A 22,831-nucleotide genomic window follows, 5' to 3' on the forward strand; every position below is an offset into this window, starting at 1 on the left:
TGGAACCTCAGCCGAAGAGGTCGACAACGGTCCTGCCGACAGCGATGGCCGTCACCAGGCTCACGGCGAAAAGCGTCAGAATCGTCAGCAGCATCAGCACGAATCCGGGCCATTTGCCGAAAGCCGCCGCGACCTGCGGCGCCTGCGCCAGGATCTCGGCGAGGCCGTGCAGCGTACCTCTGTTACCCGATAGTGCTTTCTTCATGCCGGACCTCTCTTCCCAGGAGGTCATGATCAAGAGCACTGATTTGCCCGACGTGTCGAGTCAAAATTTCGGAATTTCAGAAGTTTATATGAGGCGCAACCCGCAACGCACTCGCCTTGACTCTAATCGACCTTTAGTTGAATTTTTCCCGATGGGGCCGATCAGTAGATTTGCGGATGAGTTTCGCCGAACCGAGTTTTTTACGGCTTGCATCGACGTTGCTCGCCGAGCTCTTCCTGCACCTTTATTGGTATGGCTGCGCTCGCAGATGGTTCGCAATCTCTCTGGCGGGCCACGCGAAGTGTTCACCGAGATCTATCGGCGCAACATCTGGGGTTATCAAGAGACGGCCTCTGGTGGCGGGTCCACTCTCCACTACACGGAAAAATTGCGGGAAGCCCTTCCTAGACTTGTCGCAGATCTCAACATCCGCACGCTCCTTGATTTGCCGTGCGGTGACTTTCATTGGATGTCCGAGGTGAAGCTTCCAGTCACTCATTACATCGGAAGCGACATCGTGACGCGATTGGTCGAAAACGCGCGAATCCGCTACGGCCGTCCGGAACGCGAGTTCCGCACCCTTGATCTCTGCAAAGACGTGCTCCCACAAGCCGACCTGCTGCTTTGCCGCGACTGCCTTATGCATCTTTCCGAAGAGATGATTTTCCTGGCTCTCGCCAACATTATCCGCTCGGACATCAAGTATCTCCTGATCACCACCTACCCCGACGGAAAGAATCGCTCCATTCGCATCGGGGACTGGTTTCCCATCAATCTTTGTGCCGCGCCCTACAACTTCCCGGCGCCTCTACGAACGATCGACGACTGGGTGCCGCCGTTCGACCAGCGTCAACTGGGGCTTTGGGAAATCGAAAGCTTGCGCCGCATCTGTCCCGTTTCAGGCTGAAGAGTGACCCAGGGTAGGGGCTATTGCCAACCGTAATCCGGAGCTTCAGCTATACTGTCGGAGTTCTTTCCTTCGGCGCTCTGTAGGCGGTCGGTTCCCTAACTTCGACTAGGTCTCATTTTGACTGCACCCGTGCGAAGGCCGATTGGCCCGGCAAAGGCGCGGCCTCGCTGGAATCGTTCAATAAAGAAAATAACAGTGTCCAGATGGACAGCATTGCCAGCGGCATCAGATAGTACGGTGTGAAAATCGGATGAGTCAGAAAGAACGCCAGATTTATTGCGATATTCGCGACAACGATGAATGCGGCAGTCTTCCGCGCAGCAGAACTGAAGGCCCAGATCGACCATGCTGCGGTTAGTATGATCAGGGGGCCTTGCATATCGACCAAGTACTCGCGTGCGACGCTAAGGCTAAAGTCGGGCGGCCGGGCGTCGAACGAACTGTAGGTAGTCGCCAGGACGCTGCCAGCATTGATCGCATTCGCGACCAGCGTAGGCACCAGTCCTAATAGGTAGGCCGTACCGAACGAAAAGAGCTGCAGGATATCGCTCTGCTTCCTCGACCGCACAGCCATCGCCAACAAAACAAGGAAGTAACCGGCGGATAGAAAAAGATTTGCCAGCCTGAATGAAACCGCTAGCCCCAATATTAATCCGATTAAGACAGTCACTGTGATCTGGCGCGACGGCCTGGGGACGTTCGCCAAGATGCTCGTCAGATATCCGACCATCACGCAAACAATCATCGTTGGAGCAATGGACGAGCTGGCTTTGGACGGGTTGACCATGAAGTAGAGCGCGGCCACGCCGACAATACCGGAAATTGCTGTCCAGCGACGTGAGGGCGCCGACCAGATCGCGAAAAGCGCACCGATGAAAATGATGAAATTTGCGACCCCGTACAGTGGCACCCTTTGGAAGCCAGCCGGGAAAATCGAAAGAGCCAGACCGGTGCCGGGTGGGTACTGGAGAACCTGTTTTTCGCCTATCTGAGTGTGGCAGGGCATGTGGGCCGGATCGTTCCAGGCTTGATAGCCAATCTCCCGCGCCAAGGTCGCAAAGTATTGGTCGTCATCACGGGTTATATTGGTGTCGAAGCCGCCCAACCCGAAGCGTTGGAATAGATGCGCCTGCCGCAGGTAACAGATATCATCATACACGCCAGTTCGCTCGGTCCAGTTGCGCATGGTCCAGAAATTGGACGCTAGGACGCCTAGACAGAGAAAACTGAAAAACACCTTTAGAAATAAAGGTTTGAACATTGTGCGATAGTAGGCTCCAGCTTCCAAGCCAGCAGGTATTATCTAATGTCCGCCCTGAGTCAAAAGAGGTGAACAGGGAGTACCACTGAGACGGGCAAGCCTGTAGCCGCGCTCCCACGGATAACCGGCCTGATCGCCACCCCTCAAAGATCGCTGGCGCCTACCTTGGATTGAGCGCAAAATTCCAATGTTGAAGAATCGCTGGGTGTCGACCGATGGCAAAGTCCCTGGTCGTGCGTCGCGCAGATCTGTCGAAATTCGCAGGCGAGCTCGCCCAGCGAGCCGCCCAATACGTGCGGATGTCGACCATTCACCAGCGGTACTCGATTGAAAACCAGGCGGCCGCGATTGCGGCTTATGCCGCACGCTACAACCTCAACATCGTGCGGACCTACAGAGATGAAGGGCTCAGCGGTTTGAAGATCGACAAGCGCGAAGGCCTCAAGCAACTGATCACGGATGTATGCTCGGGCCGTGCCGACTTCGGCCGGGTGTTGGTATACGATGTCAGCCGGTGGGGCCGCTTCCAGGACGTCGACGAGAGTGCTCATTACGAATTTTTATGTCGGAAGGCCGGAATTAGGATCGATTATTGCGCGGAGCAATTCGACAACGATGGAAGCTTGCTGTCGAGCATCGTCAAAAACCTTAAACGCGTGATGGCTGCGGAATTCAGCCGCGAGCTTTCCGCCAAGGTTCATGCCGGACAACTGCGTCTCGCTGCTTTGGGTTTCCGACAGGGCGGGCCCTTGGGATTTGGCCTCCGCCGAGAATTGATCGACGAAAATCGACTTTCAAAAGGGTTTCTCAAGCGCGGCCAACAGAAGAACCTGAAGACCGATCACGTCGTCTTGCGTCTCGGCCAGCTAAGCGAGATCGAAGTGATCCAACGAATATTCGAGGAGTACGTCGAGGAGCGAAAGTCCGAAGAGGAGATCGTGCGGCGGCTCAATCGTGAGGGTGTTCCCAATCATCGTGGTCGACCTTGGACGAGGGCAATGGTGGACTACATTCTTCGCAATGAGAATTACATCGGCAACACAGTGTACAATCGCGAGTCAAATCCGCTGCGCGGAGGAAAAATAAAAAATCCCCCTAGCCTGTGGGTCAGAACCAGAGGTTCGATCGCGCCAGCGGTAGACCGCAATGTTTTCCTCGACGCTCAAAGACGCTTGACGCTTCGATGGCTACACCTCACGGACGATGAATTACTGTTACGATTGAAGTCGCTGCTCGAAAAAGAGGGGCGGCTCAGCGAAACGATAATCAACAGCACATTGGGTGTTCCCGCTATCAACGTTTATAATGAACGGTTCGGCAGTCTCCGAAACGCTTACCGACGCATAGGCTATGAACTTAAATGGGATTTCGACTGGATTGACCGGAGAACCGAATTCAACGCGCTTCTCAGGGATACTGCCGCCGATCTCGCCGCCCGGCTTAAGAAGGCCGGCTCGGTTGCCTGTTTCGAGCAAGGGATAGACGTACTAACCGTCAACAATCGGTTTGCGATATCACTTCGTCTCGCGCGCTCTTGGCGGGGTTCGGATAGAAAGCCAATCTGGACGATCAATCGTCGCACCGTATTGCCTGAGGGCCATATCGTCGCGATCAGGCTTGGCGAGGGAAACGATAGCTTACTTGACTACTTCCTGTTGCCGACCAGGGCCATGACTGGGTCGAAAATTCGCTTCATGGAAGCGGGGCTATACCGATTCGACGGCTGTCGCTTCCGAACTTCCGCTCAACTCACAAAGGCAATCATCCATCAAATTGCTGGTGGTGCGCGGACAGGCGCGCTGCGGCCGGCCGCAAAAGGCTCTTGCCAGCATTATAAACGGCGTGCCTAAATACCTGCCTACAAGCGCTGGATTAGCGGCAACCGGCCTTGTCACGCGCGAAGGGCATGAAGGGTAGAAGCCGTTTATTGGGGGACGAAGTAGTGGTCGATCTAAGGCTGCCTGCACTTGCGCTGATTTTCATTTCAGTTGCCCTCATGGCCGGATGCGTGAGCAAGCAAGACCTTGACTCTTGGCAAGGCATCCCGGTCGCGGAATTGGACAAACATCCATTCTTTCTGACGGTCCCGGTTGTGCGAACAATTGCCAGCGACGGAACCGAAATACGAAATTACGTCAACGGCCAGAACGTCGCGTCGTGTTCAGGCGGGGGCCAGATTTTCAAATCCACCGTCGATATGGCAAGCTACAGCGGCTTCTCAAGCTGCATGCAGAAATTTCAAGCCTGCAACAATATTTTCTATATCAAGGACGGCCGCGTTCAACAGTACATCACCAGCGGGACCGGCGGCTCCATCTGCATGACCGATGAAAGCATGAGACCGGGATTCAGAGGGTCGAAGAACTTTTGACCTCGCAACCGCTTGCGAGCCGGTTTCCTCACGCCGCGACCTTGTCTTCCTTGTCCACGCCGCGGGCGACGATCTTCAGCGCGTCATGTGGCAACGGCCGCTGCAGCGCCTTGGCTTCGTCCCAGGGTGCGCGCATCCAAACGTCGCGCTCTTCGTCGGTTGTCAGGATCACCGGCATGGCCTTCGGGTGAATCGGCTCGACGATCGCGTTCGGCGCCGTCGTCAGGAAGCCATAGACGTCGTGAGGGCCGGGGACCGGTTTGGACTTGGTGCCGCGGTCGCCGCGGAACAGGGTCCAGATCCCTGCAAAGGCGAACAGGGGGCGATCGCCGTTCAGCGCGAACCAGACCACATCCTTCTTACCGGTCCCTGGGTTGGGCTCAGGTGCGTATTCCGAAAAGCTATTGGCCGGCACCAGGCAGCGGTTCTCCGGCTTCAACCAGCCCCGCCAGTGGGGAGAGGAGGTGTTGCGAATATTGGTGACCGGCGGGCCGCCGAACTTCGGGGGCGCCGGCATCCCCCAGCGCATCATGGTCAGTTCGTGTTCAGAGCCAGCGTTCCGCACCACGGGCGCCGGATAGTCGGGAAATACGCCAGTCATTGGCGGCAGGTTGCCCACGTATTGGTTGACCACGCGGAAAAGCCGACGGATCGCCTCCTGGTTCGTAGTGATCGAATACAGATTGCACATTGACCGACCTGTAGGGCTTTCCGGATGCTCCGGGCGTCTAATCCTAGGGGCATTGCCGGGGCTCGCAAGGGCCGCTGTAATGCTTCGCCATGGGCACCAAGTCGCGAGAGGGGCAGCCAAATCTGCGGCGCGAAAACGACTGCCAAACATGCCCGCCAGCGCGCCACGGAGGCCGTCCGTGAGGCAGACCGCGCAGAGGCTTACCGCGCATGGTCGGTGCGGATTTGACGCCAAGACTGTCGTGCTGGCCCAGTTGGACCAATTGGCCGCCGGCAGAGCACTGGAGCTGTTTCGCCCAGTTTTCCGGCCTCTGACACCCGACTGGACCGCCTGGACCCCATACAATACTCTGAGCTACGCGGAGAAGGTTCGATCCCAGTTCCTCTCCCTCCGCCAGCATTCTGCCTGTCCGGCCCGGACACATAGGTAACAGAACGTACCTAAGACATGGGTGACAACCTCGTGCCGAACGGGTTGTCGAGGGGTTGCAGGGTTTTCTGCTCCAGGTCGAAGTATCCCAGATCATAGTGCATGAAGCTGACGAGCCAAATGCCGTCGGCGACCACGGGCGGTCCGCCGAGCGGGAGACGTGTGCAGCTTGTCGCAGCTTCTGCTAGGGCGCGGAATCAGCCCGAACGAGTGAGGCGAAATGCGAGCCGAAGAGACGATAACACCAAAAAGGCTCTTCCTCTAAACGTCCAAAGAGAGATTTGGGACTGAAGCCGGTCAAGCGTCTCATGTCTCTGATCATATGCGATTGGTCCGAAAAACCTGCGTCGTAGGTAATCGCGGACCATTGCGGTTCGGCACGCCCCATAGCCAGCGTCTGTTCGAGAAGGCGTTCCGCGCGCTGGTAGAATTGAAGTTTTCTGCGCGAATGCCCTGTCCACTTCTTGATCCGACGTTCAGCTTGGCGTGCGCTGAGCGATGTAACGAGGCCGGAAGCCTTGCGCCCAATGCCGTGCACCCAATCCTGCACGCTGCGACCCAGGTCATCATGTGGTAATCGCCCTGTTTGCTGGCACCGCTCGATGTAGTCCTGCAAGAGGTCGAAAGCAGCCTGCGGCTTTCCAGTACTCAGCGCCTTTGCGAATGTGTCGACGATCTCATCGTTGGGTATCCGGCTCAAGGGCACTGTTTGATCGACGAGGCTCGAGATGTCACAGCGCGACAGGGCGGCGAACGTCGCCGGATAAAGGCCGACCGACAGAGAGACCACGCCCGAGGGGTTCCAAATGACCGAGGAGTTTGTCTGCGGACCGCTGAGGTAAATCCGTGGCAAAGGCTTCTGAACCTGGAGGCTCGTCTGTGCGGTTGAGCCTTTGAGCTTGAAGCCTGCCCCCTCGAAAAACAGCGTCAGCACACAGAACGGGAAAGCCGGATAAAAGTTGAATCTCTCGTTCGGCGCTAGCTCCCGACCGCGAGTATCACGAACAAACCCAGCAAAAATGTTGTGCGCGACCGACGGGCGCGGTGAGAATATGGCGCAAGGCTCAGAGTGTTCCGGAAACTGTGGCCTTCCCATGCGTTCCCCACCGGCAGTGTCGTTTCCATTCTATCTCGTCGGGGAAGGGAATATCAGACTCCTGGCGAACACCGCAACGCCACCTAAGCCAACACGCGCGAGGCATTGAGCCAGAGGCGGTTTTCCTCCGAGGACTTCTCCACAATGACAACCGACGTTATTTCGCTCGTAGCAACAGCGCTGCTCTGCCTTGGAATACCGTTGATCTATGGGGCAGGACGATTTCTTCAACCCGGTGGTTTCGCTTGGGCGGCGGGCAATCGTGAGTCGAAGCTGGACATCCCAGCCTGGACCCAACGCGCCGTCCAAGCTCACGCTAACTTGGTTGAGAACCTGGCTCCCTTTGCCATCCTGGTGTTGGCGGCCCAGGTATCCGGCAAGGCCAACGCTGCGACCGCGCTCGGAGCGACAATCTTCTTTTGGGGGCGCGTGGCGCACCTCTTCGTGTACATCGCAGGCATCAAGTACCTGCGATCGCTCATCTGGTTCGGCGCGTGGGGTGGTGGCGCCTTGATAGTTACGCAGCTTTTCAGATGATGGCGCTAGGAAGATCGCCCCCGAAACAGGCTCGGTCGGGCCATCTTCGGCAGACGAAACTCCATTTTCCGGCCGTTGCTCAAATAGTGGGTTTTGCTCCAGAAAGGTCGAAAATGCTTTGCCTTTCAATGGGAGCTGACTGACACTCTCTCCGCCAGCATTCTGCCGCTTGGTCGTGGACGTTTTTTGCTGCCCATAATCCGCTGCTGGGTCTTATCAATATCGTTCCGCAAGTTCTGGTGAACATTGCAACCATCGTGGCCTTCTCTCGGATTGACCGGATGGCGGGCTGGTGCCTCATGCCTCTGGCGGCATGGGTTTGCTTTGCGACCGCTCGTAACTTTGCGAGCTGGAAGCTGAACCCGTGAAGCGAAGCGTCAAACGGTCGCGCCTGAGCAGAAAGAAATGGGTGACCGTGAATGACCGTATGCAGACGGGATATCGCTACGAGCTGACCGATCCCGTCGGTCGCAACTTCGATCCGGAATTCAAGCCTGAACTGACGCCCGCAGAAATGCTCGCGCTTGGTGTGTTCTGCGGCAAGTACATGACCGACTGCCGCAAGGAGTTCCCCGCGAGCTGGTTCAAGAAAGCAAAACTGTCGCCGAAAGGCCGCGACTGCTCGCTCAACTATTTTGGCGTCGACGCCAGCCGGCCGCTATCGGAATGGCGCTCCAAAGGCTGGCTTCATGACGATGATCCGCGCGGCTGGTTTCAATGGTACTGCCGCTACTACATGGGTAGGAGGATGCCTGATGAGGACAGACGGCAGATCAAGCGCTGGAAGGCATTTCGCCGCCACGTCAGTCAAATCAAAATGAACTGCGAGCCTGGCGATCCGTTTTGCCGCCCGCGGCAACGGCAAGCTCTGTTGCACTGGGCGTACGATAGTCGGAAGATTTGAAACTCAACATTTTTCGCACCCGGAATGTTGAGCCACATTACGACATGGGTTTTCGACCGGGAAACGCCTGCGCGCGCCTACTTATCAAACCCGACGAACACCGTAGCTTCCTCGACGGACTTTCGCTCCGACACGACCGCATTTGCCGGAAACGTTTCATCCGGCCAGCCCAGCGCGATGCTTTTCATGATGATCTGATCGTCGGCTATTCCCGCGTGCTCGCGCACCACGGGTGATTGCATGATGCCCTGGCTGTTGATTACGGCGCCCAGCCCGCGAGACCAGGCGGCATTGACCAGGGCGGTCGCCACGGCGCCGCAATCGAAGGGCGTGTCGTCGCTGCCATCCAGCACCCTGTCATAGGTAATGATCACGCATACCGGCGCGTCGAATTGGCGGAAGCCGCGCAGCACCCAGTCCTGGCGCTTGTCCTTGTTGTCGCGCTCGATCCCCATCGCGGCGAATAATTGCTTGGCGACGCCGACCTGCCGGTCGCGGTGCTTGCCTGCAAAGGCCTGGCCCGTGCGGAACTCGCGCGACTGCGGTATGCCTGCCACCATCCGCTCGGTGTTGCCGGCGCGGATTCGATCCAGCGGTTCGCCGGAAATGACGTAGAAATTCCAGGGCTGGGTGTTCATCGACGACGGGGCGCGCATCGCCAAACCAATGATTTCCGCAATCAGCGCCTTGGGTACGGGATCAGGTTTGTAACCGCGGATACTCCGGCGACCGAGAATAACGTCATCAAACTGCATCTGTGTGCGATTCCCCGGATAAGTCGTGAACCAGCTTTCGCCTGACGTCACAGCGGACAACATCCATTGCGCGCCCGTAGTCGTTTAGCGGATTTTGGGATGATGAAATTGTGCTGCCGATTTGCCCGACGTGTCAAGTATTCGGTCCAAACCGTCGATTGCGGCGGCCGCCGGCTACTTTGCATGGGGTTGTTTTCGATATTTTTGATAGGGAGCCGCGGCGACCCGGCGCGACGGCGCCCTCCTGAAGCCGCACAGGCCTCTTCAGGCTGTTGCTCAAATAGTGGGTTTTGGTCTGGGAAGGCCGAAAATTCATGATCTTTCAATGGGAGTTGACTGACACTCTCTCCGCCATGCCTTCGCCGTGAGGCGTGGATGGCAGGCCGCCCTCGTCAGCAAGGGCGCGGTCGCCAGAATTGCCCGCCGTTGTTGCAATACAGGCTCGGCATCCGCTGTGCCGGCGTGAACAGGGCGGCGGTCAAGGGCCTGCCGAAACAGGCCCCGGTGTCGATGTTGAGCCGGTTCGACCGCAGGTCGGGCAGGCCCGATCTGGTCGGGGTATGTCCGTGAACAACCAACGCACCGTAGTCATCGTCGCACGATAGAAACGGCTCGCGTATCCAGAGCAGGTCCTTCTCGGACTGGTCTGCGACGGAAACGCCGGGCCGAACGCCGGCGTGCACGTAGAGCCGCTTCCGATCGGAAAACGTCAGCGGAAGCGCTTTCATCCAGGCCAGGTGATCGGCGGGGATCTCGCCGGGATCGCTGGCGCCGTAGCTGTCGAGTGTCTGTTCGCCGCCATTGGCCCACCAGTTCATGAGATCACGGTCCGAACGGTCCTTGTTTGCGGCGTCGATCAGCATGGCCTAGTGATTGCCGCGCAGACAGATGAAGCGATCCGGCTCGCGATGCTGGCTCTCCATCAGGAAGTCGATCACCTTCCTTGTGTCCGGTCCTCGATCGACGTAATCGCCGACAAAGACAAAGCGAGCATTCTTTCCCTCGCTCAACAGATCGCAGGCCGCAACGAGGGATTCCAGCTCGTCAAAGCAACCGTGGATGTCGCCGATAGCGAATGTGATCGAATAGACCATTGAGCGAACCCGTAGCGCGTTCCGGGCAAGTGACACGGCCGGTCGGCCGAATGCGAGATAAATATTTTTCCAGAATATTCCATAACGTGTAAATTTCCGAGGCCGTCATTTGAATCTATCAAATGACCCTGCACTCCCGATATCAGCCGACCCGGCGCGTCGGCATTTTCTGGTTCTGTGGCGAAGGCCGGAAACGCTCGACCTTCGTCGGGGTTTCCCGTGCCTGGGCCGGCACGGCCGTGATCGCAGGCGCCAGAAGGCTGGCTATCGACCACGAAGACGGCTGGACTCACGCCCGGAGGCTGAGTCCGGCGCTGGCGTCGTTCGAGTTCGATCATTTTCCGCGCGGACGGCTCGAGTGGCAGGAGCACACGGATCAATGGCGGCTTTACATCGATCAGAAGCTGTCGCGTGGGTTATTCGTCACAACGGTGTTGATGAATTGGCGCCCGCCGAGAGCTCAACTTGTGGTGTCGATCGACAGGCAATACCGTAGCCGCGCCAACATAGGGCTTCCGGCGTTACCTTAGGGATTTTGAGTGCGGATAAGAATTCATCGCGGGACGCGGGAAATCGGCGGCACATGCATCGAGTTGGAAAGCGCGGGCGCCCGAGTTCTGCTCGATCTCGGGCTGCCCCTGAATGCGTCGGATCTGGCCTCTACGCCGCTTCCGGAGGTCGACGGCTTGGGCAGGGAGGATGCGAGCCTTCTTGCAATCGTGCTGTCCCACGGTCACCGCGACCATTGGGGACTGGTGCCCAAAGTTGGCGACCGGATTCCCCTGGTCATGGGAAAGGTGACCGAGAGCATTATCAGGGCGGCGGCCGACTTTGTCCCGGACGCAATCGCGCTGCACGCCGCGCACTATCTCGAGCATGGCAAACGGCTCGATATCGGTCCTTTCGCCATCACCCCGCGCCTGGTCGACCACTCGGGCTTCGACGCCTACGCCATGGAAGTCGAGGCGGGCGGCAAGCGGATCTTCTATTCCGGGGACCTGAGGGCGCATGGCCGCAAGGGGGGCCTGTTCGAGGCGCTCATCAATCATCCGCCGCGCAACATCGACACCATGCTGATGGAAGGCTCCAGCCTGGGACGTCTGGCCGAGGACCAGTCGTTTCCCTCGGAAGCCGACCTGGAAGAGATCTTCGTTGATCGCTTCAAGGATACCGCCGGCATGGCCCTGGTGGCATGCTCTGCGCAGAACATCGACAGGGTGGTCACGATCTATCGTGCCGCCAAGCGGACCGGGCGTACGCTGATCGTCGATGCCTACGCCGCCGAAATCCTGAAGGCGACCGACCAGGACAGCATCCCCAAACCCGTCGTGGGGTGGTCAAATCTGGCGGTTTTCATTCCCCAGGGTCAGCGGGTCCAGCTGGTGAAGAAGAACATCGCGTCGATCGTGGATAGCTATCGGGGATTCCGCCTGTGGCCCGAGCAGCTGGCAGAATATGCGCCGGGCTCGGTCATGCTGTTTCGCGGCTGGATGATGCGCGACCTCGATCGCGCCGAGGCTCTCGCCGGCGCCAGCGTGTTCTGGTCGCAATGGGACGGCTACCTCGGCGCGGGCACCCCGGGGGCGGCGCTCCAGGCCGATTGCGAGAGCCGCGGGATTCCGTTCGAGGTCATTCATACTTCGGGGCATGCCAGTCCGGGGGACCTGAAGCGCCTCGCCGCGGCCGTCGCGCCGAAGCGGCTGATCCCGATCCACACGTTTGAGCGGGAGAAATTTCCATCGCTCTTCGAGAATGTGACCTTGATTGACGACAAGCAATGGACGGAAGCCTAGGTAATCAACTCAATTCCTTATCGGAAAGTATCACAATCTAGCGGCTCAAGGGAAAGCGGTTTCGATGCTTGATAACAGCGGATGGCAGGCAAGACTTCAGGACGTCAACCATAAGAAGTTCAAGAACTGTAGGTTCCCGAAATTTGGTGACATAGGCATCGAAGGAAGTCAGGATCAGGTCACGATTACGATCAGGACGAAGGGCCTTTACGGGAATATGCAAAGCGACGCCGCAGCCTTCGAGGCTTGGTCGCTCGCCCTGATTTATCATTGCGGCGTAAGATTCGTCGCTATCCGTCTTGAAGGAGAAGTCGATAAGCCTGAAGGGGATCCGCACTTCGAGCGGTTGCTGTATCGGCTCGTGCGATTCGCCGAATTATTCCAACCAAGAATTCTCATAGACGATTCTGTCGCAAGGCGTGCTCGTGCTCTGGGTAGTAAGGGCCTCTTCCTGAATGAACCGGGCAACAAACGTAGTTCCGTCGAAAATCAGTTAGAGGAGCGTTTCGAGGCCATAGTCTCGAAGCCGGAAACCCATTCAGAGCGGGACCTCGAAATGGCGCTTGAGGTTTCTAGTGCCTTTCGCAAGGAACTCGGCTTGGACAAGCTAATGCGCCAATGGCCGGTTGGCCTTTTTGACGGGAGGGTTGCCGACGCGCAACGAATTTTCTCCGGCGTCAAGAGTGCGATTGATTTGATCGGAATCAGGAAGGAAACGCTCGTCCTTATTGAGCTGAAGAAAGACGGAAATAGCAAGGTTGGTGCCCTGTCTGAGCTCCTGTTCTATTCCAGCGTGATGCGTGATGCCCTTAGGGGCATTTTCAAATTTGGCAATCAGACTCCAGCGCAGAATTGCGCGATCACCAGAAGTGACATCATGAATTGTTCAAGCATTCGCGCAGTGCTATTGGCGCCGTCAATTCATCCTTTGATTGTAGATTCCAATATCATGACTGAACTGAATCGATCTGCGCAGAGTCATTGGTCAGATATACCGGTTCAGTTCGAGGCACTTCGAATTGCAGCGATGCCGAGGGGGCCGGGGGATGATTTCGCATTTGGCCGAGTAAGCTGAGTGGCAGCCAGATGCTATCATACCCTCACACCACCGGCACCGCCTCGCCGCGACCGCCGCCGGTGAAATGACGTCGATATCGATAGGCACCCGCCAGCGTGCGTGTAAGGCACTGGCGGCGCGGCGCTGCTGGCTGGCGCGCCTTCCCGCACGAAGCCGTCGAAGCCGCATCGTTGCCGCCGCGGCGAACCGAAACTATGCTGCGGCAAAATTCCAGCGCGCCCCGGGGGAACACCATGATTACACCGCTCGATCCCGTCATCGCCGAGATCATTCCGAAGCTGCCGCTGCGCGATCCCGATGCGATGACGCCGCAAAGTGCGCGCGATGCGCTCCGCGCACTGGCCGCCGCGCGCGCCGCCGTTCCGCCGCCGCCGGTCGCGAGCGCGATCGATACGGAAGTGCAGGGCGCGGCCGGGCCGCTCGCCGCCCGCGTCTATCGTGTATCGGACGAGAAATCGCCGACCGTGGTGTTCTTCCACGGCGGCGGCTGGGTCGCCGGCGATCTCGAAACGCATGACCGGCAGGCCCGGCTGCTCGCGATCGAGACCGGCGCCGTGGTCGTCTCCGTCGATTATCGGCGCCCGCCGGAAACGCGCTTTCCCGGCGCGTTCGAGGACGCCTTCGCCGCCGTGCGCGACGTTGTCGCGCGCATCGCCGAATTCGGCGGAGACCCTGCGCGCGTCGGCGTGGCCGGTGACAGCGCCGGCGGCAATCTGGCGGCGACGGTTGCGATCGCCTGCCGCGACGCCGGCCTCGATCTTGCCGCGCAATTGCTGGTCTATCCCGTCACCGACGTCGCCGGCAATTTCGCGGACGCGGAAGAAAACGCACGCTTTCCCTCGCGCGCGGAAAACGCCGAAGGCTATTTCCTGTCGCGCGCGGTGATGGAGTGGTTCTCCGGTCACTATCTCGAAGATTTGGGGCAAGGCGCGGATTGGCGGGTTTCGCCGTTGCGCGCGACGAGCCATGCCGGGCTGGCGCCGGCGGTGGTGTGCACGGCATGGTTCGATCCCCTGCGCGACGAGGGCAAGGCCTATGCCGATGCGCTGGCCGCCGCCGATGTTCCGACCAGGTACCACCATGGCGCCGGCCTGATCCACGGCTATTTCGGCCTCGGCGACGCGTCGGAAATCGCGCGTCGCGAGGCGCAACGCGCCCGTGCCGATTTCAGGGCGATGCTGGAACGGGGTGCGTAAAAGGAGAAGCGTGGCGCAGGATCAGCGCCACATGCCGCGCATGCGCGCGCCGACGTCGATGCGCGGGCCGCTGCTGGCGGTGCGGGCCGCAGTCCCGGCCGCCGCCTGCGGCCAGGTCGCCTTTTCGAACAGATGGAGCAGCCGGTCCGGGATGAATCGGGTCCGCGAAGCATAGACATGGCGGTCGCCCTGCGCGCTCTGGCCGTGGGTGAAGAAGCGCTGCGGCACCATCAGATGCAGGTCGTCCTTGGCCCGGGTCATCGCGACATAGAGCAAGCGGCGCTCCTCTTCGAGTTCGGCGGAGGTTCCGGCGCCGAGATCGGACGGCATGCAGCCGTCGACCACGTTGAGCACGAATACCGATTTCCATTCCTGTCCCTTGGCGGAATGGATGGTCGAGAGGATCAGGTAGTCCTCGTCCAGCAGCGGCACGCCGGCCTGGTCGCTGGTCGCATCGGGAGGATCGAGCGTCAGCTCGGTCAGGAAGCGCTCGCGTGACGGATAGCCGCCGGCGATCTGTTCGAGCTGGATCAGATCGGCCCGCCGGGTCTCGGCATCCTCGTGGATGCGGTCGAGATGCGGCTCGTACCACAGGCGGGCCCGCCCGATATCGGCCGGCCAGCCGCAACGGCCGATATCCGCGATGGCGGCGATGAAATCGGTCCAGTCGTCGCCGGCGCGGCGCGGGGCGGGTGACGACGCCAGCGCGGCCAGCGGATCGGCGCTGCCGGCCATGTCGTCGAGAACCTTCTGCGCCGAGGCGGGGCCGACCCCCGGGATCAGGTGCATCAAGCGGAAACCGGCGACGCGGTCGCGCGGATTCTCGACGAAGCGCAGCAATGCCAGCATGTCCTTGATGTGAGCGGCGTCGAGGAATTTCAGTCCGCCGAACTTGACGAAGGGTATGTTGCGCCTGACCAGTTCGAGTTCCAGCGGCGCGCTGTGGCTGGAGGTTCGAAACAGCACCGCCTGCTGCTTCAGCAGCGTGCCGGATTCGCGGTTTTCCAGCACGCGTTCGACGATGCAGCGGGCCTGGTCGGCTTCGTCCCTGATAGTGACGAGCTGAGGCTTGAAGCCGGATGTCCGGTCGGTCCACAGGTTCTTGGTGAAGCGCTCGCGGGCGAGATCGATGACGCCATTGGCGGCGGCGAGAATGGTCTGCGTCGAGCGGTAGTTGCGGTCCAGCGTGATGATGCCGGCCGGAGGACTGAACTGGCCGGGGAAGTCGAGAATATTGCGCACGGTCGCGGCGCGAAACGAATAGATCGACTGGGCATCGTCGCCGACCACCGTCAGCCCGCGGCCATCGGGCTTCAGCCCCAGCAGGATCGAGGATTGCAGCCGGTTGGTGTCCTGGTACTCGTCGACCAGAACATGGTCGAACCGGCCGCCGATCTCGCGGGCCAGGCCGGGGTCGCTCATCGTCTGTGCCCAGTACAGCAGCAGGTCATCGTAATCGAGCACGTTCTGCTTCTGCTTGGCCTCGACATAGGCCGCGAACAATTGCTTCAGTTCGTCCGCCCAGCCGGCGCACCAGGGAAACGATGCACCCAACACCTGCTCGATCGGCGTTTCGGCATTGACGCATCGCGAGTAGATCGCAAGGCACGTCCCCTTGGTCGGGAACCGGCTCGCGGTTTTGGAGAAGCCGAGTTCGTGCCGGATCAGGTTGATCAGATCGGCGGAGTCATCGCGATCGTGGATCGTGAAGGCGGGATCGATGCCGATCTGGTCCGAATAGTCGCGAAGCAGACGCGCGCCGATGCCGTGGAAGGTACCGGCCCAGTGCAGGGCGTCGGTCATGACGCCGGCATTGTCGCCGAGCACCTTGCGGGCGATCCGTTCGACGCGCCTGGTCATTTCGGCGGCGGCCCGTCGCGAAAACGTCATCAAGAGAATGCGCCGCGGATCGGCGCCGCTGACGATCAGATGGGCGACCCGATGCGCCAAAGTGTTGGTCTTGCCCGATCCGGCGCCGGCAATCACCAGTAGCGGCATACCGGGACGGCCGCCATCCTTCGCCACGACGCCGTGCTCGACGGCGCGCCGCTGCTCGGAATTGAGGCTTTCGAGATAGCTTGCCGCCGCTGGCACGTCCGAATCGTCCTCCGAGGTTGGCTCGACCGTCACTGATTCCCGCTTTGTTCGCAATGGCGTAGCAAAGCTTCCTGCGCAAGCGCGTTCCCCTCGCGCGGGAATTCACGGCGCCATCGGCCTCGCCAAACGACGTCTCCGCGTCTAGAGATTCCGGATCTGATACGGACGCCCTATTTTTGCCGCCGCCGATCTAGAGAACCATCGGCACGTCCGGCCTACCGATCGAGCTCTCGGGAGTATATTCCCGTCCGCATTGCAGAGAGCCAGACGGATGGGTGACGCGTTCTGTCTCCACGCACGGCGTATCAGTTCGTGCGCCCCAGGAAAGCAAGCTTCATGACGGATCCCTCCATGACGCCTGAGACACCCGGTATTGCCGAAACCGCACATTTCCTCCGGCGTTTTGCCGACATGATGTCCGTCGGGCAAAACGCGACCTATCTGCACCACGCCGCGGTTCTGCTCGAAGACCTGACGGCCCGCCTGACCGCGGCATTGGATGAAGAACAGCTCTGGCGCTACAAGTATGAGACCATCGCCCAACACGCCGACGAGCTGGAAACCGAGTGCGGGGCGCTCAAGAACGACATCGACGGGCACCTGGAGATCCTTTCGTCGACCGTATCCGAGCGCGATACGCTGAAGGCAACGCTGCAGGGGCGAGAGACGGAGCTCTCCGGGCTCCGCGCCGAGATCGCGGCGAAATCGCAAGCGCATCAGGATGCGCTGGCCGAGATCCGTGGTGCTTTCGACAGGGAGCGCCAGGCGCTGAACGCCGCGGCAGAGACGCGCGGCAAGGAACTCGACCAGCTTCGCCAGCAACTCGCCGAACAGGCGAGGGCGCGTGAGACGGAACTCGCGGAGCTTCGTCGCGACTTTGCCGGCGAACGCGACGATCTCGCGGCGCGGCTGAAGGTGAGCGGCGATGAACTCGCGGCGCTTCGCATCGTCTCCGAGCGGGAACACGAAGCGCTCAGGGCCAAGCTCGCATCGCTCGAAGCCAAGCGCGCCGAACTTCGCTCGGCATTCGATCGGATCAGCCAGATCAAGAACCAGGCCGTCGAACCCCAGGACGGCGCCGGCCGGGCCGTTTCCGCAGCGCCGGGGCCGGAAGCGCCGCCGCGACCGGCGCTCGTCGTCGGCGAATCCGACGTGGTGGTGCCGCGCGCCACGCTGCGCCAGGTGCGTTCCCAGTTCGAATATCTCGCCAACGAATTCACCTTCGCCGGCGATGTCGCCTCGCAGGTGATGTGCGAACTCGGCGCCTTCACCATGGAGCTCGCCCTCGGCGCCGGCCGCAAGGCCGATCCGCATCCGGTAGGCGATGTCGCGCTGAGTATCCTGGCGTCCCCCGGCTCGGCCGCTCCGGTTGGCGCCGGGACGAACTAGGCTTGGTACTAGTTTACGCCTCGGCGCTACCAGCCTTCACCAGCGCGATCAGTTCATCGCCGTAATGTTCGAGCTTCTTGTCGCCGATGCCGGGGATGTCGCGCAGTTGCGTCAGCGTTGCGGGCCGCGAGGCGGCGATGCCGTCGATGGTGGCGTCGTGCAGCACCACATAGGCCGGCACGCCGCGCTTGCGCGCCACTTCGGAACGCCACGCCCGCAGCGCGCCAACCAAAGTCGGGTTGGCGGCGGCGCCCCGGCCGGCGATATCGGGTGCAATATCGCCGCGCCTCGATTTGGTTCGCGTCGCGCGGACGCGGGTACCGGCGGCCTGCTCGCGCAGCATCACCGCGGTCTCGCCTTTCAAGACGCTGCGCGCGCTCTCCGTCAGTTTCAGCGCGCCGAAGGCCTCCGAGTTGGCTGCCAGGTGGCCCATCGCCACCACCTGGCGGATCACGCCGCGCCACTGCTTTTCATTGAGTTCGGCGCCGATCCCGAACACCGACAGCCTGTCATGACCGAACTGCGTGACCCGTTCGGTCATGCGGCCGACCAGCACGTCGATCAGGTGCATGGCGCCGAAACGCTGCCCGGTGCGGTAGGCGCAGGACAGCAGCTTTTGCGCGACGACCTTGCCGTCGCGCACCACCGGCGGCGACAGGCAGTTGTCGCAATTGCCGCATTTGGCGGCCGCAGGCGTCTCGCCGAAATAGCCGAGCAGGCGGGTGCGCCGGCAGTCCGCGGTTTCGGCGAGGCCGACCAGCGCCTCCAGCTTGCCGATCGACACCCGCTTGAACGCTTCGGCGCCGCTGGACTCCTCGATCATGCGGCGCTGCTGCACGATGTCCGAGAGGCCATAGGCCATCCAGGCGCTGGACGGCTTGCCGTCGCGGCCGGCGCGCCCGGTCTCCTGGTAATAGGCCTCGATGCTTTTCGGCAGATCGAGATGCGCCACGAAGCGCACGTCGGGCTTGTCGATGCCCATGCCGAACGCGATGGTGGCGACGATCACCACGCCGTCCTCGTTGATGAAGCGGTCCTGGTTGCGGGTGCGAGTGCTGGCGTCGAGCCCGGCGTGATAGGGCAGCGCTGGGATGCCGGCCTTGTTCAGCGCGGCCGCGGTGTCCTCCACCTTGGCGCGCGACAGGCAATAGACGATGCCGGCATCGCCCGGGTGACGCTCGGCGATGAAGGCTTTCAGTTGCGCCGGTGCGTTCTGTTTCTCGACGATTTCATAGCGGATATTCGGGCGGTCGAAGCTGGCAACGAAACTCGGCGCGCCGCCAAGCCCGAGCCGGTCGACGATCTCCTTGCGGGTGAGTTCATCGGCGGTCGCGGTCAGCGCAATCCGCGGTACGCCGGGAAAACGCTCCGGAATCACCGTGAGCCCGATATATTCGGGGCGAAAATCATGCCCCCATTGCGACACGCAATGCGCCTCGTCGATCGCGAACAGCGCGATGTCGGCGCGGCCGAGCAAGGCGAGGCAGCGCGGCGTCAACAACCGCTCCGGCGCGACGTAGAGCAGGTCAAGCTCGCCGGCCACGAGTTGCGCCTCGACTGCCGAGGCTTCCTCATAGGACAGCGTGGAATTCAGCACCGCCGCCTTGACGCCGGCCTCGAGCAGGCCGGCGACCTGGTCGCGCATCAGCGCGATCAGCGGCGAAACCACGATGCCGCAGCCCTTTCGCAGCAGTGACGGCAATTGATAGCACAGCGACTTGCCGCCGCCGGTCGGCATCAGCACCAGGCAATTGCCGCCACCGGTGACGTGCCGCACGATCTCTTCCTGCGCGCCGCGAAAACCCGGCAGGCCGAACACGTGATTGAGCACCGAGAGCGCGTCGGGGACCGCGTCGGACTTGGCGTTACGGGCTGCGGCCTTGGCGGGAACGGGCATGCGGGACAGGTGGTTCGATTGCTTGCGAAGGCCGGGTTTCGGGGCCGGTGTGCCGAAATGACGGAGCTCAATAGAGGCGATCAAGGTCTATTTGATTCGGACGGCGGCCCCTATTCACTTCCAGGCCGGCGGCGAGGAAATTCTGGCCAAAGGCGGCCAAGAAGCCCGATTTTGCGGCACTATTTCGGCTCGACCATCGAACGAGTGTAGGTTGCCAGATCGAAGTAGTCGCGCCAGATCCTGATTTTGCCGTCTGCCAATTCGAACACGCCGCAGCAAGGCAGATCGACACTCCTGGTCCCGAGGCGGGTTCTGTCGAGACGCTCGGCCATGACGATGTCGCCCTGGGAGACGATGTTCAGGACGTCCCAATTCGTCTGTGTCCAATCCTTGATGAACCCGCCGATGAACCTGCGCAGGTTGTCGTGACCGCTGACCGGCTTGTTCATCATGTTGTGATAGGTGCCGTCGGGAGTGAAGAATGCGACGATCTCGTCGACATCCAGCCGCGACCACGCGGCGATGAAATCCCGTACGATCTGCTCGTTGGTGCTCATGGCTGTTTCCCTTGAAATGTCGCGAATGGAACGGTCGCGGGCAAGCCGCAGCAATCGAGCTATTTAGGCTTTTTGCGCTGCTGGATGGCCTTGAGGTAGTTGACCGCCGCCTCGGCGTCAGGCCGGTCGAACCGGAACGTCGGCATGCCCGGGTGAATGGTGGTCAGGCCGTCCTGCAGTCGTTGCACGAAGTCGGTGTCGTACAGCTTATCCCCGAACGTGCGGAACGGCGGCGCCTCGGCAAGAGGGCTTCGGCCGGTTGCACCGACCGCGTGACAGCGGGCGCACATGGATTCGAGCAGGGCCTTGCCATGTCGCTGCTCGCGGTCGAGGGCATGGGCGGCCTGGCTCCAGACCACCGTCAGCAACAGCGCGAGACAAATTTTGTTCATGGCCGGTCCTTATGTTGGCGGCAATCTAGCACCGGGATTCGTCATCGGGGCGACTGATTTGCCGTTGTCGACAAGCCCGCGAAAATGCCCGATATTGCAGAGACATGGATACATTGTGAGCGCTTCGCCGGCATGCTGAATCGCCACCAAAGAGGCGGAAGAGAATCATGACCAAGGCGGTGCTCGGCATCATCGGCGGCTCCGGCATTTATGACCTGCCGGGGCTGGAGAATGCGCACGAGGAGGCGATTTCGAGTCCCTGGGGCGTGCCGTCGGCGCCGGTGCGCCGCGGCTCCATCGCCGGCCTTCCGGTCGTGTTTCTGCCGCGCCACGACAAGGGCCATCGGCTGTCGCCCTCCGACATCAACTACCGCGCCAATATCGACGTGCTGAAGCGCGCCGGGGTCACCGACCTGGTCTCGTTGTCGGCGTGCGGTTCGTTCAGGGAGGACTTGCCGCCGGGCACCTTCGTGCTGGTCGATCAGTTCGTCGACCGCACCCACAAGCGCGAGAGTTCGTTCTTCGGCAAGGGCTGCGTCGCGCATGTCTCGATGGCGCACCCGGTGTCGCCGCGGCTGCGCATCCATCTGGCCGCCGCCGCCGAGGCCGAGGGCATCGCGATCGCGCGCGGCGGCACCTATGTCTGCATGGAGGGTCCGCAATTCTCCAGCTATGCCGAGAGCATGACCTACAAGAACCTGGGCTATTCCGTAATCGGCATGACCAACATGCCGGAGGCCAAGCTCGCCCGCGAGGCGGAGATCTGTTACGCCACCGTCGCCATGGTGACCGATTTCGATTGCTGGCATCCCGACCATGATGCGGTGTCGGTGCAGGACATCATCCGCGTGCTGTCCACCAACGCCGAGAAGGCGAAGAGCCTGGTGGCGCGGCTTGCCCGCGAATTCCCCCGGGAGCACGAGCCGTGCCCGATCGGTTCAGACCGCGCGCTCGATACCGCCTTGATCACCGCCCCGGAAGCGCGCGATCCGGAGCTTCTGAGCAAGCTCGATGCGGTGGCGGGAAGGATCTTGCGCGCGTGAGAATTGAACCGTCGATGAGTGTGTCATGAGGGTCGGAGACAGGCACTTCCGCAGCATCTGGCTCGAGCAGGACGGCTGGTCGGTCGGCGCGATCGACCAGCGCCGGCTGCCGCACGATTTTGTCACGGTCCGGCTCGCGACCTCCGGTGCCGCGGCGGATGCGATCCGGTCGATGCTGGTGCGCGGTGCGCCATTGATCGGCGCGACCGCGGCCTACGGGGTCGCGCTGGCGATGCGGGCCGACCCGTCGGATATAGCACTCGATCAGGCCTGCAAGACGCTGATGGCGACCCGGCCGACGGCGATCAACCTGCGGTGGGCGCTCGACGAGATGCGGACCCTGTTGCGGCCGTTGCCGCCGCAGCAGCGGACCGCAGCCGCCTACGCGCGCGCGACCGCTATTGCCGAAGAAGACATCGCCATCAACCAGGGCATCGGCCGGAACGGCCTCGAGCTGATCGAAAAGATCGCCGCCACCAAGCAACAGGGCGAGCGCATCAACGTGCTGACCCATTGCAACGCCGGCTGGCTGGCGACGGTCGACTGGGGCACCGCGACCGCGCCGGTCTATCTGGCGCACGACCGCGGCCACTCCATCCACGTCTGGGTCGACGAGACCCGCCCGCGCAATCAGGGCGCCTCGCTGACCGCCTGGGAGCTCGGCCATCACGGCGTGCCGCATACCGTCATCCCCGACAACACCGGCGGGCATCTGATGCAGCATGGCATGGTCGATCTCGTGATCGTCGGCACCGACCGCGTCACCGCCGACGGCGACGTCTGCAACAAGATCGGCACCTACCTGAAGGCACTCGCCGCGCATGACAATGGCGTGCCGTTCTATGTGGCGCTGCCGTCGCCGACCATCGATTTCAGCGTCGCCGACGGGGTCAGGGAGATTCCGATCGAGCAGCGCGGCGCCGAGGAAGTCACGCACATGACGGGGCAGACCGCCGATGGCAGGATCGAGACGGTGCGGATCGTGCCTGACGGTTCGCCGGTTGCGAATTATGGTTTTGATGTCACGCCGGCGCGGCTGGTGACGGGGCTGATCACCGAGCGCGGGGTGCTGAAGCCCGATCGCGCCGCGCTGGCTGCCGCGTTCCCCGAGCGGACAGCGGCAGCGGCCGAATAGC

General features: G+C 61.2%; 24 protein-coding genes. 13 read left to right on the plus strand and 11 right to left on the minus strand.

The genetic code is table 11. The features are described 5' to 3' along the window. Nucleotides 1-7: 7 nt before the first annotated feature. Entirely contained in the window at nt 8-205 is a 198-nt protein-coding gene (locus tag KMZ68_RS02695) for a hypothetical protein (RefSeq protein ID WP_215614373.1), read from the minus strand. Between the two features lie 25 nt (nt 206-230). On the opposite strand from KMZ68_RS02695, the gene KMZ68_RS02700 reads away from it, so the two are divergent. Continuing rightward, entirely contained in the window at nt 231-1,112 is an 882-nt protein-coding gene (locus tag KMZ68_RS02700) for a class I SAM-dependent methyltransferase (RefSeq protein ID WP_215614374.1), read from the plus strand. A gap of 115 nt (nt 1,113-1,227) precedes the next feature. On the opposite strand, the gene KMZ68_RS02705 is transcribed toward KMZ68_RS02700, so the two are convergent. Next, nucleotides 1,228-2,301 carry a hypothetical protein gene (locus tag KMZ68_RS02705; RefSeq protein ID WP_249779499.1) on the minus strand — a complete coding sequence of 358 codons (1,074 nt, stop codon included), beginning with the start codon at nt 2,299-2,301 and terminating at the stop codon, nt 1,228-1,230. A gap of 290 nt (nt 2,302-2,591) precedes the next feature. On the opposite strand from KMZ68_RS02705, the gene KMZ68_RS02710 reads away from it, so the two are divergent. Both KMZ68_RS02710 and KMZ68_RS02715 read left to right on the plus strand, forming a co-directional pair. Next, nucleotides 2,592-4,226 carry a recombinase family protein gene (locus tag KMZ68_RS02710; protein ID WP_215614376.1) on the plus strand — a complete coding sequence of 545 codons (1,635 nt, stop codon included), beginning with the start codon at nt 2,592-2,594 and terminating at the stop codon, nt 4,224-4,226. 38 nt (nt 4,227-4,264) lie between these two features. Next, a complete protein-coding gene (locus KMZ68_RS02715; protein WP_215614377.1) occupies nt 4,265-4,747 on the plus strand; it encodes a hypothetical protein in 483 nt (160 codons plus the stop codon). Nucleotides 4,748-4,775: 28 nt separating this feature from the next. On the opposite strand, the gene KMZ68_RS02720 is transcribed toward KMZ68_RS02715, so the two are convergent. Continuing rightward, complete coding sequence (locus tag KMZ68_RS02720) at nt 4,776-5,438, minus strand: SOS response-associated peptidase (RefSeq protein ID WP_215614378.1); 663 nt, start codon at nt 5,436-5,438, stop codon at nt 4,776-4,778. A 613-nt stretch (nt 5,439-6,051) separates the two neighbouring features. Next, nucleotides 6,052-6,963 (minus strand): helix-turn-helix domain-containing protein, encoded by a 912-nt coding sequence (locus KMZ68_RS02725; protein WP_215614379.1) that lies wholly within the window; start codon nt 6,961-6,963, stop codon nt 6,052-6,054. A 144-nt stretch (nt 6,964-7,107) separates the two neighbouring features. Between KMZ68_RS02725 and KMZ68_RS02730 the strand changes: the two genes are divergently transcribed. From KMZ68_RS02730 to KMZ68_RS02740, 3 genes are all read left to right on the plus strand, one after another. Then, a complete protein-coding gene (locus KMZ68_RS02730) occupies nt 7,108-7,500 on the plus strand; it encodes an MAPEG family protein (protein WP_215614380.1) in 393 nt (130 codons plus the stop codon). A 221-nt stretch (nt 7,501-7,721) separates the two neighbouring features. After that, nucleotides 7,722-7,868 carry a tryptophan-rich sensory protein gene (locus KMZ68_RS02735; RefSeq protein ID WP_249779680.1) on the plus strand — a complete coding sequence of 49 codons (147 nt, stop codon included), beginning with the start codon at nt 7,722-7,724 and terminating at the stop codon, nt 7,866-7,868. 59 nt (nt 7,869-7,927) lie between these two features. After that, nucleotides 7,928-8,404, plus strand: a complete 477-nt coding sequence (locus tag KMZ68_RS02740; RefSeq protein ID WP_215616163.1) for a hypothetical protein — start codon at nt 7,928-7,930, stop codon at nt 8,402-8,404. 77 nt (nt 8,405-8,481) lie between these two features. Here the strand turns inward: KMZ68_RS02740 and KMZ68_RS02745 are convergent, their stop codons facing one another. The 3 genes from KMZ68_RS02745 to KMZ68_RS25950 all read right to left on the minus strand — a co-directional run bounded on the left by KMZ68_RS02745 (nt 8,482) and on the right by KMZ68_RS25950 (nt 10,253). Then, entirely contained in the window at nt 8,482-9,159 is a 678-nt protein-coding gene (locus KMZ68_RS02745) for a nitroreductase (RefSeq protein ID WP_215614381.1), read from the minus strand. A 392-nt stretch (nt 9,160-9,551) separates the two neighbouring features. Continuing rightward, nucleotides 9,552-10,022 carry a hypothetical protein gene (locus tag KMZ68_RS02750; protein WP_249779500.1) on the minus strand — a complete coding sequence of 157 codons (471 nt, stop codon included), beginning with the start codon at nt 10,020-10,022 and terminating at the stop codon, nt 9,552-9,554. A 3-nt stretch (nt 10,023-10,025) separates the two neighbouring features. Further along, nucleotides 10,026-10,253 carry a metallophosphoesterase gene (locus KMZ68_RS25950; RefSeq protein WP_249779501.1) on the minus strand — a complete coding sequence of 76 codons (228 nt, stop codon included), beginning with the start codon at nt 10,251-10,253 and terminating at the stop codon, nt 10,026-10,028. A gap of 122 nt (nt 10,254-10,375) precedes the next feature. Here KMZ68_RS25950 and KMZ68_RS02755 point away from each other — a divergent pair, with 122 nt between their 5' ends. The 4 genes from KMZ68_RS02755 to KMZ68_RS02770 all read left to right on the plus strand — a co-directional run bounded on the left by KMZ68_RS02755 (nt 10,376) and on the right by KMZ68_RS02770 (nt 14,320). After that, complete coding sequence (locus KMZ68_RS02755) at nt 10,376-10,783, plus strand: hypothetical protein (protein WP_215614382.1); 408 nt, start codon at nt 10,376-10,378, stop codon at nt 10,781-10,783. A 63-nt stretch (nt 10,784-10,846) separates the two neighbouring features. Beyond that, nucleotides 10,847-12,046 (plus strand): MBL fold metallo-hydrolase, encoded by a 1,200-nt coding sequence (locus KMZ68_RS02760; protein ID WP_249779502.1) that lies wholly within the window; start codon nt 10,847-10,849, stop codon nt 12,044-12,046. A gap of 64 nt (nt 12,047-12,110) precedes the next feature. Further along, nucleotides 12,111-13,121, plus strand: coding sequence for a hypothetical protein (locus KMZ68_RS02765; RefSeq protein ID WP_215614384.1), 1,011 nt, complete (start codon nt 12,111-12,113; stop codon nt 13,119-13,121). Between the two features lie 236 nt (nt 13,122-13,357). Continuing rightward, nucleotides 13,358-14,320, plus strand: a complete 963-nt coding sequence (locus KMZ68_RS02770) for an alpha/beta hydrolase (protein WP_215614385.1) — start codon at nt 13,358-13,360, stop codon at nt 14,318-14,320. A gap of 21 nt (nt 14,321-14,341) precedes the next feature. Here the strand turns inward: KMZ68_RS02770 and KMZ68_RS02775 are convergent, their stop codons facing one another. Continuing rightward, nucleotides 14,342-16,414: an ATP-dependent helicase gene (locus KMZ68_RS02775; protein ID WP_215616164.1), complete on the minus strand. Its 2,073-nt coding sequence runs from the start codon at nt 16,412-16,414 to the stop codon at nt 14,342-14,344. A gap of 339 nt (nt 16,415-16,753) precedes the next feature. On the opposite strand from KMZ68_RS02775, the gene KMZ68_RS02780 reads away from it, so the two are divergent. After that, nucleotides 16,754-17,806: a hypothetical protein gene (locus tag KMZ68_RS02780; protein ID WP_215614386.1), complete on the plus strand. Its 1,053-nt coding sequence runs from the start codon at nt 16,754-16,756 to the stop codon at nt 17,804-17,806. A gap of 13 nt (nt 17,807-17,819) precedes the next feature. Here KMZ68_RS02780 and recQ read toward each other — a convergent pair whose 3' ends face one another. The 3 genes from recQ to KMZ68_RS02795 all read right to left on the minus strand — a co-directional run bounded on the left by recQ (nt 17,820) and on the right by KMZ68_RS02795 (nt 20,652). Further along, the gene (gene recQ / locus KMZ68_RS02785; RefSeq protein ID WP_215614387.1) at nt 17,820-19,703 is read right to left on the minus strand and encodes a DNA helicase RecQ; all 1,884 of its coding nucleotides are present in this window, start codon (nt 19,701-19,703) and stop codon (nt 17,820-17,822) included. A gap of 179 nt (nt 19,704-19,882) precedes the next feature. Beyond that, nucleotides 19,883-20,260 carry a limonene-1,2-epoxide hydrolase family protein gene (locus KMZ68_RS02790; RefSeq protein ID WP_215614388.1) on the minus strand — a complete coding sequence of 126 codons (378 nt, stop codon included), beginning with the start codon at nt 20,258-20,260 and terminating at the stop codon, nt 19,883-19,885. A 59-nt stretch (nt 20,261-20,319) separates the two neighbouring features. After that, entirely contained in the window at nt 20,320-20,652 is a 333-nt protein-coding gene (locus KMZ68_RS02795; RefSeq protein WP_215614389.1) for a c-type cytochrome, read from the minus strand. Between the two features lie 167 nt (nt 20,653-20,819). Between KMZ68_RS02795 and KMZ68_RS02800 the strand changes: the two genes are divergently transcribed. Both KMZ68_RS02800 and mtnA read left to right on the plus strand, forming a co-directional pair. Further along, the gene (locus tag KMZ68_RS02800) at nt 20,820-21,695 is read left to right on the plus strand and encodes an S-methyl-5'-thioadenosine phosphorylase (RefSeq protein ID WP_215614390.1); all 876 of its coding nucleotides are present in this window, start codon (nt 20,820-20,822) and stop codon (nt 21,693-21,695) included. A 25-nt stretch (nt 21,696-21,720) separates the two neighbouring features. Continuing rightward, nucleotides 21,721-22,830: an S-methyl-5-thioribose-1-phosphate isomerase gene (gene mtnA, locus KMZ68_RS02805; protein ID WP_215614391.1), complete on the plus strand. Its 1,110-nt coding sequence runs from the start codon at nt 21,721-21,723 to the stop codon at nt 22,828-22,830. Nucleotide 22,831 lies beyond the last annotated feature (1 nt).

The organism is Bradyrhizobium sediminis (assembly GCF_018736105.1).
In the GTDB taxonomy this organism is placed as follows: domain Bacteria; phylum Pseudomonadota; class Alphaproteobacteria; order Rhizobiales; family Xanthobacteraceae; genus Bradyrhizobium.